The sequence below is a fragment of the Psychromonas arctica DSM 14288 genome, assembly GCF_000482725.1.
GTDB classification, from domain to species: domain Bacteria; phylum Pseudomonadota; class Gammaproteobacteria; order Enterobacterales; family Psychromonadaceae; genus Psychromonas; species Psychromonas arctica.
The window spans coordinates 392,115-406,156 of record NZ_AXWP01000001.1; the positions used below are offsets into that span (position 1 = coordinate 392,115).

Consider the following 14,042-nt stretch of genomic DNA (forward strand, 5'->3'; position numbering starts at 1 on the left):
AGCCGCTATTTATTTGATTATAAGATCGTTAATATGCCTAATTCTGTTACTCAACTCTCTGAACTCAAAGATCAATTAGCAAAAGAATGTCAGATTTCACCCTCTCAAGTAGAAGCTGCCATTCATTTATTAGATGATGGCAATACAGTGCCATTCATTGCTCGTTATCGAAAACACCTAACACAATCCTTAGATGATAATCAATTACGCTTATTAGAGACAAAGCTAATTTATTTTAGAGAATTAGCTTTGCGTAAACAAAGCATTTTAAAAGCAATTGATAAAGCAGGTAAATTAACCAGTAAACTAAAAAATGAAATTCAAGCAATACAAGATAAAGTCAGTCTTGAACATTGTTATGCGCCCTTTAAGACTACCCGTATCACCAAAGCAAAATTAGCCGAAGAAGCAGGATTAAATGCGTTAGCCGATCAACTTTGGACTTCACCTAAGCAACCATTAACTAAGGCCGCACAACGTTATATTAATAGTGCAAAAGGCTTTACCACTAGTACACAAGTATTAGAAGGTGCATTAGCGATTGCAGTTGATAAATTAGCTCAAGATATTGCATTAACAAATTTATTAAAACTGCATTTATTTGAACAAGGCGAAGTGTCTTCAGTGGTGGTAAAATCTAAACGTGATGAAGCAATTAAGTTTAAAGACTATTTTGACTTTAATTCACGTTTAAATAGACTACCAGCACATCGTGTACTCGCGATGTTACGCGGTAAAGCAGAAGGTTATCTTCGTCTTAAAATCAATGCAGATCCATTTCAAAAAGATAAAAAAGCTTATAGTTATTGCCAAACCTTAATAGCCAAACATCTCAATATATACCTTGCTAAAGATGACCATGACTCATGGACCCGACAAGTCATTGACCAGGCATGGCGAACAAAGTTATCAGTGAGTTTAGAAAAGCAAATTTTTGTTCAATTAAAAGAACAAGCTGACCATGACGCGATTGAACAATTCGCTAGTAATTTAAGTGCATTATTAATGGCGTCACCGGCAGGTGAAAAGGTGACATTGGGGTTAGATCCAGGCTTTAGAAGTGGTTGTAAAATAGCTGTTGTAGGTAAAACCGGTCAATTAATTGCAACTAATACTATTTATCCACATCAACCTCAATTGCAAACAAAGCAAGCGAAACATGTTGTTGAACTGATGATTAAGCAACATAATGTCGAACTAATTGCTATCGGAAACGGTACCGCTTCACGTGAAAGCGAGCAATTTATAGCACAAATATTAACGACTTTGAACAGTGATATTCAAGCTATATCAGTTAGTGAAGCTGGTGCATCGGTATATTCTGCTTCGGCATTAGCCGCAGACGAGTTTCCTGAACTGGATGTTACCTTAAGGGGGGCAGTATCTATTGCTCGTCGTTTACAAGATCCTTTATCAGAGCTAGTCAAAATTGAAGCTAAGGCAATCGGTGTTGGCCTTTATCAACATGATGTTCAACAAACTTTATTAGCAAAGCGTTTACAAGCGGTGGTCGAAGATTGTGTAAATAAAGTAGGGGTCGATTTAAACACTGCCTCTCCGAATGTACTGACACACGTAGCGGGTTTAAATGCAGGGCTAGCACAAAATATTGTTGAATATAGACAGCAACATGGCCGTTTCAAATCACGTCAGGCATTAACTAAAGTGCCACGTTTAGGGACTAAAGCGTTTCAACAAGCAGCAGGATTCTTGACTGTTAATGGAGGGGATGAATGCTTAGATGAAACCATACTTCACCCTGAACAGTACCCATTAGCAAAACAATTAATTGCGCTTAATAATAAAACAATTCAAGACGTTGTACTTAATAATGGTGCAGAAGCATTGTCACTTTCGGCAATAAATCAGCTCCCAAATAGCCATCAACAATCAAATATGTCGGCTTATCAAGAAATTTTAGCCGTGTTGACTCTGTCACGCCGTGATCCAAGGGAACAATTTAAAGTTGCAGAATTTGATCAAAGTATTGGAAAAATCAGTGATTTAGAAGTGGATATGTCGTTACAAGGTGTGGTGACGAATGTAGCAAACTTTGGCGCTTTCATAGACGTCGGGGTGCATCAAGATGGATTGGTGCATATATCCATGTTGTCTGACTGTTTTGTTGATGATCCTCATAAAGTCGTTAAAGTTGGGCAAATAGTTAATGTGGAAGTGGTGAGTGTTGATCAAGACCGTAAACGGATTGCATTGACCATGAAAAACATTAAACAACCTAGCTGATAAAGATTTTTAAAATGAAATTAAACAAACGTTTATTAGCCTTGTCAAAAATGGCCAATCAACCTTATCAGGTTGTTTGGGATTGTTGCTGTGATCATGGATTATTAGGCTTTAAAATCTTAGCAAATGGATTAATCAAACAGGTTAATTTTGTAGATGTTGTACCTGAGCTGATTGAGTCATTATCACAAAAATTAACTAAATATGCTCATCACCTTCCCGCGGGAAGCCAATGGCAAGCCTTGTGTCAGGATGTTGCAGAGTTAAAATTGGAGCCCATAAGGAAGCTTGAATCATACGTGTTACAAAGCGAAAAGCGTTCAGACTTAAACGATGAGTATGATGAAATGGATAATCGCGATATTCCATCTGATAAAATTTTGCCTGCAAATTTAGTCATTATCAGTGGTGTCGGTGGGGAATTGATGATTGATATAATAACTCGATTAATGCAACGCTATTCAGGAGAAAATATAGATTTTCTTTTGTGCCCTGTACAACACACCTACAAGCTACGACTGACGCTAATTGAGCTAGGCTTTAATTTGAAACAAGAACAATTGATTATTGAAAATAATCGAGGCTACGAACTTATGTTGATTAATCAACTGCAAGGTGAGCCGCTATCTGTAACGGGTAATAAGCTTTGGAAGTCAGAAGCTAGTCATGAAGCTTATTTAAATAAATTGATTAACCATTATAAAAAAATGAATAAAAGTAATAGAAGGGAACTAAAACTGGAAAGCCTGGCCTTAAAAGATTACTTGAGCTTACAAAATCGATTATATAAAAATATATAATCGAGCATGAGGTCGTAATTCATTTTTTGCATAGACAGTATGTGTCGATTGATATAATTGATGTAAAATTTGATTGATTCTATAGCTTCCTTATTTTGAACGCTTTTTTACCTTTGATGCAAGGCTTACATTGGTTTAGTAATTAGCATTTTTCTGTTGATGCGTTAAACCTAATAATTAAATTTTAATGATAAAGTATTCCCTATGAGTAAAAGTAATCCAAGTCGTCATCCTCATGCATATTCTCATTCATCACCACCTGATCCTTTAGATACAAAATCAATTGATCCAAGCTCATCTCATATAACTTATCAACATAAAACCTATCAGCACAAAACAATTGCTGATGCAGATAAAACCTTGAATTGTATTTTAGATATTATTGCAGAAGGTTCTTGGGATTGGGATGGTAAAACGGGAAGGGTAGTTAGAAGTACTGCTTGGTTTAAGATGCTAGGTTATGACGTCGGGACATTTCAACAAAATGTATATACTTGGGAAAATGTAATCCACAAAGAGGATTATGATAAAGTGATGCAGAGCTTTGAAAAAATAATTACACGGAAAACTGATTCATATTGTATAGATTATCGCTGCCGAAAATCTGACGGTAGTTACCTATGGATCACCGATAGATCTAAAGTAGTTGAATACAACCCCGATGGTTCTGTTGCCAGAATTATTGGGGCTCATCAAGATATTCATCAACAAAAAATAGCACAACTTTCACTATTTGAACAAAACCAACAGTTAGCTTTAGGTAATGTCACTCTCGAGAAATTAATCTCAATCAAAACAGAGCAATTAGAAGCAAAAAACAAACTACTTGAAGAAAAGATCCTTGAAATAGAGCGCTTAGCTAATACTGATTCTTTAACCAACATTGCAAACCGTAAAAAATTCGAGGAAGCATTAAACAGCGAAATCTCCCGCGCTAACAGATACGAACACGCATTAAGCTTGGTCATTCTCGATATTGACCATTTTAAACTCATTAATGATTCATTTGGCCACAAAATTGGAGATCAAGTGTTACAAAATATGGTTTCAGCAGTGGTTAATAATATCAGAGATGTAGATATTTTTGCACGATGGGGCGGTGAAGAGTTTGTTTTAATATTACCGTGTATAGCCATTGAAGCAGCATTAAATTTCAGCGAAAGACTTCGTCAATTAATTAGCCAGACAGAATTATCAAAAGGAGTCTATATAACCTGTAGTTTTGGTGTTAGTGAGTATCATAATACAGATACGGTTGAAGACTTATTTCATCGAGCGGATCAAGCACTTTACCGCGTTAAAAATAATGGACGCAATAGTGTGCAATGTGAAAAAAAAGGAATGTCGCAACTGCAAACTCTCCTGGTCAACTAATACAAATATGGTATAAAAACACAATTTATTACTTTATTACTTTATTACTTCATTACTTCAAATCGATAACTTATTGTTTCTCTTTTTTTATTATTAGGAAGTAGCCATTATTGAGTATTTATTTTATCTTATCAAAAAATTAGTTTACAATAATTGAATATAATACCAATCTAAGTAATCATCTAGTTACTTATTCTTGTTAAAATGAATCCTAGCTTCCTTGTTGATTTTGCAATAACAATAACTAGTTACTGCAATCAACGCCTTGCTATCATCCATTTTCCCTAACGCCTCAATAGACAATTTATTACCCAGATTGGTATAACAGTTAATTTTATGAAGGAAAATGCAATGAAAAAATCAATAATCGGTATTCTATTTTTTTTACTGCTGCCTAATATTACATATGCAGGGCTGATAACCGAGACTGGTACTTTAAAATATGGTGAAGCAGATTGGTATGATTTTTCTACCTTCGATACGGGAAAGGTAACTATATCTGCAGCAGAAAAAAATAATAATTATTATTGGTGGAATAGCAAATACAACAAATATAACCAATTCGATAGTATTTTATATTTGTTTAAAGACGATGGGGATTTAAGTTGGGCGGACCTTATTAAATACGATGATGATAGTGGATACGGTCTTGATAGTTTTATAACTGTTAATCTTGCTGCGGGTGATTACTCCGTTGCTATTACCGCTTCTCAAAATAACAAATTTGGTTATCGCAATAATTGGTATAGTGCTAATAATGTAACGGATTATGCGCTAAATATTAGTGGAAACTTTGTGAGTACGGGTGAAGCTGTTGTACCTACAAGTGTTGCAGAACCTGTATCTATTATTTTGTTAGCGGTGGGGTTATTTGGGATTGCTTATTCTCGCCAAAGAAAATTTTCTCTTACATTACCTGCAGCATCTAATTTAGCTTGTGTACCTAAATAACTGATACTTGTTTCGTTAAATGTTAGTCATCATTTCCTGGCATAACAGAGCAGGTTTTAGACTAATGTGCTAAGCGGCATTCAGAAATTGTTATACCTAGCGTTGTCAGCATTAACATTAAAAACCTCTGGGCCCTTTGAAGGGGATATGAGGTTTTTAATGCTTTAAATAATGTTATTAAATTAAGGCTAAATTCCTAGAGCTTGACCCCCACCAATTTGGATTGTTTCAGCGGTGATAAACGCTGCATCTTTACTGACTAAGAATGAGATCACGCCAGATACATCTTCAGGTTGCCCTAGACGACCTAACATAATGTTATCTTTCCATGATGCAAATACTTCGGGTTTTGTATCTTTAATTTGTTGATGGAATGGTGTATCGATGGTTCCTGGAGAAACTGCATTAACACGAATACCCGCTGGTGCTAATTCTTTAGCCAGGGCACGAGTTAAGGTGTGAACAGCAGCTTTTGATGTGCCATAAATACCAGCACCAGGTCCGCCTGCATTCCAAGCAGCATTTGAAGTGTAGTTAATAATTGAGCCACCTTCGGTTTTTTTCATAAATGGGATGGCAGCACGAGAGACAAAGAAAGCACTATCCAAGTTTAATGCCATTACAAAACGAAAGAATTCAGTCGTCATTTCTTCGATAGAACTTCGACCACCAAGGCCACTTGCATTATTAACTACAACATCAATTTGACCGTATTTGTTTCCAATCGCATTAACATTTTCAGTAACAGCGATATCATTAGTGACATCAAAGCCGTAGTATTCAGCTTCGATACCTTCAGCTTTAAGTTCTGCAACACGTGCTGCACCAACTTCATCTTCAATACCATTTAGCACGACAGTGTAACCATCTTGACCAAGACGTTTAGCTACTTGGAAACCAATACCACCAGTTGCACCAGTGATTAAAGCAATTTTTTTAGACATATTATTTTCTCACTACTTGTTAAGTTTATGCTGCAATAAATGTGAAGCATTATTCATTGATAAAATGTAGATTAAAGTTGATTGATAGTTAATTTATACTCAAAATACCTACGCATCAATTATTTTATTGTAATACAAATTGATTTTTTGTAAATAGTCACTATCAACACTTATCTCTGTATTTAAAAAATGAAGCGCACATTTATATTGTTTTATAAAAATTACGAGTAAATCTTTAATAAGAATTAGATGGACAGCAATGTAATTATTTAATAAAGAGCATAAATGACATTTAAAAATGGCTTTGTTTTTAAAGGGTTAGTTTGGTGGCTTGTACTGTTTTTTTATTAAACTGCACGTAGTTGAAAGCATAACGAGAGAGCCATTTATTTCCAATAATGATTAAACACTTAAAATAGATACCGAATTTTTAGTACAATATTTGTGAGGGTGTACACAATTCTAAGTTTAAATTGTAATACAAAATGAAGTGTTATTTTCTATAACTGTTTTCTATAATGCTTTTCTAAATGTAGACTGGAATTGGATAGTGAAATTTAAAATCTGTTACGTCTTTATACTTGGACATTGAAGCTAGCATAGGGCTTAGAACTAATGCTGATACTTTGATATACATTATTAATCTGTAAACGCCGCGCAATCATATTATTATTTGTTGCTATTTCCTGGCTTTTATCTTCAAGCTCATTATTATTTCTTCTTTGATTACTGGAAACTGTCGCTTCTATATTCTGAGAATTGGTCAGGTTTTGTTGTGTATCTGTGTTATCAGCTGAAGAATCGCTTGCAGAGCCCGTTGACGAATGCTCATGAGTGCTATCACTAGAGGCATCAGGGTGGTTTTCTGCTAAGATATCACTGCGTGCTTGGGTCTCCATTTGATCTGCTTCAGCCGCCACTTTTATATCTTGAGATGAGGGTTGTGCAGGCGCAAGAGCTGCTGCTTTAACTTGTTGCGCTTTTTTTAATGTTTCGTCAGGATCGCCTTCAATAGGCGATGTATCAATAGAAACTTCACCTGACACCGCATACTTTACACCATCAGGCCCCGTTTGATAGCTATAATTTGGTGAGCCAGCATACTGGCCTCCTGCAGCAGCATGCGCTTGTTCATGGGTATTTACTTCATCATGACGTGTCTTTAAAGAGCTTATTACGGCTAACTCAGCTTCGCTATATGTCTGACTTTGGTCGTTACTTGAATGACTACTTGAATAGCTAGTTGAATCGTTCTCGGAGACTTCTTTATTAGTTTCTTGTTTGCTATCTTCAACTCGCTCTGTTTCTTAAATTATTTCTGAATCAGACTGTGATGATCCTTTATTTTCTTGAGGTGTTGCGATTTGATTAGCATTTTTAATACTGCCATCAATAGTTGGTCTTTGGTAAGTCGGCGTTTGATTTGTTGATATTGAGGGGGAGAGCCCTTGTAAGTTTGGCTGTATTGGCACTGATTTAGAGTTTATTACTTGAGCGTTCACTGTCTCTGATGAAATATTGGCAGAGGAAACGACAGTATCTGCTATTTTTGAGTTTGTTGTAATACTGATAGGAAGTGGGAGAGCTGTTGATATATCCATAAATTTGCTATTCCTATTTATATGCCGATTTATCACTAAACTTTATTACTGCACAAATTTCCTGCTGTAAATATGAATTTAAATTTTTATGTCTAATAAACTGCCTATCGATTTATCATCTTGCAGTTGATTATTCGCTGTAAGCGATTGATATTCAGAAACTCTTGAACTGATCACATCTTCACTGGGTGCTTGCGCCTGTAATATTGGTTGCTGTGTTGTTACTTCATCAACACTTTGTGTTTGTTTTTGAGTCTCTACTGCTAGGTATTTAAGATCAGAGGTTTCAGGCGTATTTCTTAAGATGGTGATTGGTTGACTATGTAGGTTAATACTGCCGTTAATGTCCATATATTTCCTCCACTACCTAAATTTTAATATAAAATAATCGTGTGATTATGATACACATTAAGGTTAAATACGAATTATTCGGTCAAAAAATACATCATCACCTATTATTGAGCTGTGATGACGCTCTATGTTAGATGTCTTATCGATATTTTAAGGGCACTCGTGTAGTTAGGTATATTTTTTAAGCGAATGAGATAAAAAATTAATCATTATATTGCTTTAGGTTGTTCATTTTTTTGGTTAATTTAACATTACTCATTAAAATAGGACGCATTAAATATAATAAACTTAGAGAGTGTAATGCGTTTACTGCAACGAGTGGTTCATCCTTCGATACAAATTGATAACTTGTCCCCCTGTCATCATCAAAGTTTTACTCGCATCGCAACAAGAGCGATAGTGATTAGAAATAACAAAATTTTATTAATGTTCACTAAGCGCTATAACGACTATTCCTTACCTGGGGGAGGTGTCGATGAAGGCGAAGATTTATTGACTGGCTTTAAAAGGGAACTGGCAGAAGAAACCGGTGCCGTCGCAATAAGGGGTGTTCAAGCTTTTGGGTTATATGAAGAGTATCGGCCACATAAGAGTGATAAGCATAATCCTGAATGTTCTATCATGCATATGCTCTCGTATTGCTACAGCTGCGAAATAGGAGAGCAACTTGGTGCCAATAAACTGGAAGACTATGAAATTAATAATGGTATGCAAGTGTGCTGGGTTAACATCGACGATGCTATTCAACATAATATTAACACCATGCTAAACGACAAAAAGCAGGGTTTATCAATTCAAAGAGAAACCTATTTAATGCAACAAATAAAAGTGCAATTTAGCTTAGACTGATGACTTATTATACGAATCTAAGTTATTGACTGAAGAAAGGTTTATGAAGGTAGGTTTATGAAGGTAGGTTTATGAAGGTATATAATTGAGGGCAGATAACTGAAGGCAAATAACTGAAGTTACATTAATAACTTCAGTTTAAGATCTCTTTTTAGACCTAAGTATTAGGCTTCAGTTTCTTCTGTGGATTGGACTGCTTTATTTCGTCCTGTTGTTTTTGCGAAATACAGTGCAACGTCAGCGCGTTTAAGTAGATCATTTAAATCTTCGTTAGCGTTAATACGTTGAGTAATCCCGATTGATAACGTTACTTCAATCGTTAGTTGATCATCTATTTTTATCTTGCTATTCGCTAATAGCTCGCAAATATTATTTGCTACTTCGAAAGCGTCTTTTTTATCTATTCCTGTCGTCAATATGGCAAACTCTTCACCGCCTATTCGAGCCAAAATAGCCCCCTCAGGTAATGCTTTTTGAAGTGAAGTCGCAATAAACTTTAAGACTACATCACCGATATCATGTCCGAAATTGTCATTAATACTTTTAAAATGATCGGCATCTATCATTAGTAAAGAAACATGATCTTCGGCTTCTAAAATTTGACTCGCTTGCCTGAAAAAGTGCCTACGATTACTGATTTCTGTGAGCACATCGGTATTAGCAATGTGGTCAAGACGCTTTTCCAGTTCAATCCGTTCTGTAATATCAAATGCAGAGGTGCGGGCGATAGCAAAATAACCTTTTTCTAGAATTGAAGTGGCCGACGTAGAGACGAAAAAGGTATGGCCATCTTTACATTGAACCTCTAATACGACACCTTCTATGGTTTTATCAAAGTGTAGATTTTTCAAAAACTGTTTAAATACAGGGACACTATCTTTGGTTAAAAAATCAGTAAAAGATGATCCAATAACTTCATCACGTGTGTAACCTAACCAATTTAACTCAGTTTGGTTCATTTTTATCACTGAGCCATTTTTATCTAAACTGTGGTAACCACAGGGCGCGTTCTCATATAAATCAATTAATTCATTTTTGATGAATAAGTCGTAACGTAGGCGTCTACGTTTTTGTTCTGACATGATCAAAAGCAGTAACAAAATAGCAGCGGAACCAATGAATAATGAAGCTAGGATCACACGGCCTACAGGCTTATAAAAAAAAGAACTTTGATTCATTACATCATAGGGTAAGAAAATAATTAATTTCCAATTATTTTGTTGCCTAGATTGTTCACTTACAGAAAGGTTAATTGCTTGTTCTGCTTGATATTTACCGATGCTATCTAAACTAAAAGGATTGATCGATATGTAGCGAAATATTCCTCGATCAGAGCGATAGATGCCATTGTCACTTTGTTGAATTGTAGGCCATGCCTGTGGATATTGATCTTGAAATTTCTGAGTGACCGTATCAAGACTTCCTCCCCACTCATTGCTTCTATCATGATTACTTATCCAGTAACCTTCAGGGTCTATTAACATACCTTGACCGTTAATACGTAGCTCCATTTGGTCTCTAAAGTTTTGTAATAATTCAGTGGCGAGATAATTCATCACCATTAAACCGACTGTCTCACCTGCTTTATTGATAACCGGCGTCGCAAAGCGTATAACAGGTTTATAGGGAAATTCAATTTCACCATGCTCTACATTAAGCTCCATCGGAGATACATAAACTTTACCTTTTGGTTGTTTAATACCTTCTCGGAAATAATGCGTATGTTTTTTATTTTGTAAGTTAGCAGGTTTGACTATTTCTACTGAAGGGCTGATATAGTTTATTCGAATACGTTCGTTACCTTCAATATCCAGCAGTCTTACTTGATCGTAACGAAGAAACGTAGATGCTAAATTAGCAAATAGGGACTCTAAGCCTTTTTTTCTTGCAAGGGTGCCATTTTCGAGAAAATCAACCAGTGCTTTGGAACGCGTGCTCATTTGTAACACCATCAATTGAACTTGCATCTCTTTTTGTAGTGCTTGGGTAGTAGAAGTCACAAATGCTTCTTCTTGAGCTAGCATTGTTTTTTCTAAATTTTGAGTATATTGGAATTGGATGTATGCCAAGGTTAGTGCCAAAGCTGTTGCTATCAATAAATAGATCCAGATAAAACGACGCAATACAGACGCGATAAAAGAGTGAGATTCGATATCAATATCAATATTGGTATCGTTGGCAGTATTTTTTGTCATTATTATTGATCTTATTTTTGTTGATTGAAGATAAAAGACTCATCGCGTCTGTGATATTTTGAAGTTAACCTATAACGATTATGAAGGCCTTAAATTAATCATGTTGATAAATTTTTATGTTGATATTTTTATTTAAAACACATTTTTAATCTGCAGTTAAACAGAAAGTGATAAAGTGTTTGCACAGTGATACCAAGCAAACACTTTAAAATTACTAAGCTATCAATAATTCAGGTAAAAATTCACCTTCGTTATTGTTGTAAATAATATATTCGCCATGATATTTAACCTTAGATTTATAATCAGTCACTTTGTAAAGTAACAATGATTGTTCAAAAGCGGCTTGTAATGCTTCTGGTAAATCACCACGTATATATAAACTAATAGGTTTAACTAATAAACCATCTTCAAAATATTGTTCGAATTGTTGGTTGCAAATAATCATTGATGCTTGTCCTGCACTATGTCGATTTAACTTTTCGCCCACTTCAAGGTCAGTATTGACCATCCATTGTAGGCCAGTTAATTTGTCACAAAAATCAATTATTTGTTGTTTATAAACAGGTTTTGCTTTTAAATCTTGGTCAAAAACGTGTTCGTAGTGTGCTTTAATTGCCTGAAAAGTTTCAACTAAAGCCGCGTTTTTTCCTAAACTACGAGCTTTACGTTGCCAAATTTTTAACGTCGGCAACACATCACTTTCAAAACGTTTTTTCTTCATCGCATTGGTTGTCCATGCCGCTAGAAAATGCGTTTCACTGAGTGGATTTTTAGGGATTTTCCCTTTTAATTGTGCTTCATGCAAATCCGCTAAAGCAGTAGTGACCACTTGATGAATTGATGTTGAGAAACTAGTCATGATTATCCTGATGATTAAAAAAATAGTAAGCTAAAAGTATGACAGGCTAAGTACTTACGGACAAGCAAAGATAGGCAATTGTTGTTTGTTGTTGTTAAATAAGGCCTGAACACTTTATATGCTGACAAAAACTAAGTACTAGGACCATCATTAAATGTCATTGGTTCAAATAAAGCAATGTTAATAGCTGACGTTAGTAAAGGTAGAGTGTTAGATAAATAAAAACAATAATATAAATGGTTGTTCACTTTGTAAAGTTCCTAATGCAGAATTGCTACAAAACATTAAAAGGTGGTTAATATGCCAAGGTTCATAACGACAGGGATTTTAATATGGTAACTGAAAATCATGTACTTGAAATAAGTCCCGAACAAAAAAAATGTATATCACTGGTGTTAGGTAGCGGTGGTGCAAGGGGGTTGGCTCATATTGGTATTATTAAGTGGTTAGTTGAAAACAACTATCAAATAAAGTCTATATCAGGTTGCTCAATCGGAGCCCTGATTGGCGGTGTATTTGCTGCGGGAAAATTAGATGAATTTGAACAATGGGTTTGTGGGCTAAGTAAATTAGATATTATTTCATTATTAGATCTTTCTTGGAGTACTAGTGGATTATTACGTGGCGATAAAATCATTGATACGCTATTCAAGTTATTAGGAGATCAAACCATCGAAGCCCTGCCGCTTCAATTTACAGCTGTTGCCGCAGATATTAAGAATGAGAAAGAAGTGTGGATTAATTCAGGCTGCTTATTTGATGCAATACGCGCATCTATTTCATTGCCTTTATTTTTTACGCCGGTTGAGCGCAAAGGTGTGCAGTTGATTGATGGCGGTGTGTTAAACCCGGTGCCTATTGCCCCTACATTTAGCGATAATACGGATTTTACTGTTGCAGTTAATCTGGGCGGCGTTATTGATCTAGATAGAGTCGAACCTGACACCTTAATAGATGTTGTAGAGAGTATTGAAGATTTACCATTGCAGCAAAAAATTGGTCACTATATCAAGCAGTTTGGGGATAATTTAGCATTAACAAATAGTAAACCTCCGACATGGAAAGCTTATGATGTTGCAGACCAAGCCTTTGATGCGATGCAAAGTACTATTGCACGTTTGAAGTTGGCGGCTTATCCTGCCGATTATAATATAGTGATCCCTAGAAATGCTTGCGGCACTTTAGAGTTTGACCGTGCAAAAGAGATGATTGCCTTAGGTTATCAAAGCGCACAGAAAGCGTTACACTTAGACACTATTTAAGAATCAAGCATTCAAGTTAAGAGCAACATTGTAAAAAGGGAAACACGTGGACGTAATTAGTAGTACGCAATCTTGGGTTAACAACGTCATTGTTAAATATAATATTTGTCCATTTGCTAAAAGAGAGGTGGAGCGTGGCAGTATTCGTTACTGTGAAGAAGCCAGTACTGAAATTGAAGGTGTATTAGATAGATTAACGGTTGAATGTGAATTTTTAGATACACATCCAGAGACTGAAACTACATTACTAATTTTGAGTGAAGCCTGTAGTGATTTTGAACACTTTTTAGATCTGGTGTATTTATCCAACCATCTTCTACAAATGAGCCATTATGAAGGCGTTTATCAATTAGCTCATTTTCATCCTGATTATTGTTTTGCTGGTGATGATGAAAGTGCAGCGTCTAATTATAGCAATCGTTCACCACATCCTACATTACATCTCATTCGAGAGAGTAGTATGGAAAAAGCCATTGCCGCTCATCCGGATGTGGAAGGGATTCCGGATAGAAATATTGCGTTTTTAAATAAAAAGGGGAGCCCTTTTTTTGCTGATCTTCTAGCGAGTTGTTTGTTAGTTAATAAGTAATTGGTATTTTAAATAAGTCTATT

At 35.6% G+C, this 14,042-nt stretch carries 13 protein-coding genes; 7 read left to right on the plus strand and 6 right to left on the minus strand.

Translation table 11 applies throughout. The annotated features are described in order from the left end of the window. Positions 1-33: 33 nt before the first annotated feature. The 4 genes from H592_RS0101675 to H592_RS0101690 all read left to right on the plus strand — a co-directional run bounded on the left by H592_RS0101675 (position 34) and on the right by H592_RS0101690 (position 5,369). On the plus strand, positions 34-2,244 hold the full coding sequence (locus H592_RS0101675; RefSeq protein WP_028867209.1) for a Tex family protein: 2,211 nt from the start codon (positions 34-36) through the stop codon (positions 2,242-2,244). Positions 2,245-2,258: 14 nt separating this feature from the next. Next, complete coding sequence (locus H592_RS0101680) at positions 2,259-3,044, plus strand: tRNA (adenine(22)-N(1))-methyltransferase TrmK (protein ID WP_028867210.1); 786 nt, start codon at positions 2,259-2,261, stop codon at positions 3,042-3,044. A 204-nt stretch (positions 3,045-3,248) separates the two neighbouring features. After that, positions 3,249-4,418 carry a sensor domain-containing diguanylate cyclase gene (locus tag H592_RS21325; protein ID WP_084296173.1) on the plus strand — a complete coding sequence of 390 codons (1,170 nt, stop codon included), beginning with the start codon at positions 3,249-3,251 and terminating at the stop codon, positions 4,416-4,418. A gap of 351 nt (positions 4,419-4,769) precedes the next feature. Further along, entirely contained in the window at positions 4,770-5,369 is a 600-nt protein-coding gene (locus H592_RS0101690; RefSeq protein ID WP_028867211.1) for a DVUA0089 family protein, read from the plus strand. 188 nt (positions 5,370-5,557) lie between these two features. Here the strand turns inward: H592_RS0101690 and H592_RS0101695 are convergent, their stop codons facing one another. From H592_RS0101695 to H592_RS0101710, 4 genes are all read right to left on the minus strand, one after another. Next, positions 5,558-6,313, minus strand: coding sequence for an SDR family NAD(P)-dependent oxidoreductase (locus tag H592_RS0101695; RefSeq protein WP_028867212.1), 756 nt, complete (start codon positions 6,311-6,313; stop codon positions 5,558-5,560). A 575-nt stretch (positions 6,314-6,888) separates the two neighbouring features. After that, positions 6,889-7,488: a putative metalloprotease CJM1_0395 family protein gene (locus H592_RS23130; RefSeq protein ID WP_245600349.1), complete on the minus strand. Its 600-nt coding sequence runs from the start codon at positions 7,486-7,488 to the stop codon at positions 6,889-6,891. A 132-nt stretch (positions 7,489-7,620) separates the two neighbouring features. After that, positions 7,621-7,914, minus strand: a complete 294-nt coding sequence (locus H592_RS0101705) for a hypothetical protein (RefSeq protein WP_028867213.1) — start codon at positions 7,912-7,914, stop codon at positions 7,621-7,623. Between the two features lie 78 nt (positions 7,915-7,992). Continuing rightward, on the minus strand, positions 7,993-8,265 hold the full coding sequence (locus H592_RS0101710) for a hypothetical protein (RefSeq protein ID WP_028867214.1): 273 nt from the start codon (positions 8,263-8,265) through the stop codon (positions 7,993-7,995). A gap of 300 nt (positions 8,266-8,565) precedes the next feature. Between H592_RS0101710 and H592_RS0101715 the strand changes: the two genes are divergently transcribed. After that, the gene (locus H592_RS0101715; RefSeq protein WP_028867215.1) at positions 8,566-9,114 is read left to right on the plus strand and encodes an NUDIX hydrolase; all 549 of its coding nucleotides are present in this window, start codon (positions 8,566-8,568) and stop codon (positions 9,112-9,114) included. 164 nt (positions 9,115-9,278) lie between these two features. Here H592_RS0101715 and H592_RS0101720 read toward each other — a convergent pair whose 3' ends face one another. Together H592_RS0101720 and H592_RS0101725 are read right to left on the minus strand one after the other, a co-directional pair. Next, positions 9,279-11,309: a sensor domain-containing diguanylate cyclase gene (locus H592_RS0101720; protein WP_028867216.1), complete on the minus strand. Its 2,031-nt coding sequence runs from the start codon at positions 11,307-11,309 to the stop codon at positions 9,279-9,281. 214 nt (positions 11,310-11,523) lie between these two features. Then, on the minus strand, positions 11,524-12,168 hold the full coding sequence (locus tag H592_RS0101725) for a DUF2913 family protein (protein ID WP_028867217.1): 645 nt from the start codon (positions 12,166-12,168) through the stop codon (positions 11,524-11,526). A gap of 332 nt (positions 12,169-12,500) precedes the next feature. On the opposite strand from H592_RS0101725, the gene H592_RS0101730 reads away from it, so the two are divergent. Continuing rightward, entirely contained in the window at positions 12,501-13,430 is a 930-nt protein-coding gene (locus H592_RS0101730) for a patatin-like phospholipase family protein (RefSeq protein WP_051368882.1), read from the plus strand. Positions 13,431-13,476: 46 nt separating this feature from the next. Further along, positions 13,477-14,019 (plus strand): DUF1415 domain-containing protein, encoded by a 543-nt coding sequence (locus H592_RS0101735; protein WP_028867219.1) that lies wholly within the window; start codon positions 13,477-13,479, stop codon positions 14,017-14,019. Positions 14,020-14,042 lie beyond the last annotated feature (23 nt).

Bases quoted from the DNA above. Each gene is read 5' to 3' on its own strand.
- H592_RS0101695 (WP_028867212.1), bottom strand. From the start codon at position 6,313: ATGTCTAAAAAAATTGCTTTAATCACTGGTGCAACTGGTGGTATTGGT.
- H592_RS21325 (WP_084296173.1), top strand. From the start codon at position 3,249: ATGAGTAAAAGTAATCCAAGTCGTCATCCTCATGCATATTCTCATTCA.
- H592_RS0101720 (WP_028867216.1), bottom strand. From the start codon at position 11,309: ATGACAAAAAATACTGCCAACGATACCAATATTGATATTGATATCGAA.
- H592_RS0101730 (WP_051368882.1), top strand. From the start codon at position 12,501: ATGGTAACTGAAAATCATGTACTTGAAATAAGTCCCGAACAAAAAAAA.
- H592_RS0101710 (WP_028867214.1), bottom strand. From the start codon at position 8,265: ATGGACATTAACGGCAGTATTAACCTACATAGTCAACCAATCACCATC.
- H592_RS0101675 (WP_028867209.1), top strand. From the start codon at position 34: ATGCCTAATTCTGTTACTCAACTCTCTGAACTCAAAGATCAATTAGCA.
- H592_RS0101680 (WP_028867210.1), top strand. From the start codon at position 2,259: ATGAAATTAAACAAACGTTTATTAGCCTTGTCAAAAATGGCCAATCAA.
- H592_RS0101705 (WP_028867213.1), bottom strand. From the start codon at position 7,914: ATGGATATATCAACAGCTCTCCCACTTCCTATCAGTATTACAACAAAC.
- H592_RS0101725 (WP_028867217.1), bottom strand. From the start codon at position 12,168: ATGACTAGTTTCTCAACATCAATTCATCAAGTGGTCACTACTGCTTTA.
- H592_RS0101690 (WP_028867211.1), top strand. From the start codon at position 4,770: ATGAAAAAATCAATAATCGGTATTCTATTTTTTTTACTGCTGCCTAAT.
- H592_RS0101715 (WP_028867215.1), top strand. From the start codon at position 8,566: ATGCGTTTACTGCAACGAGTGGTTCATCCTTCGATACAAATTGATAAC.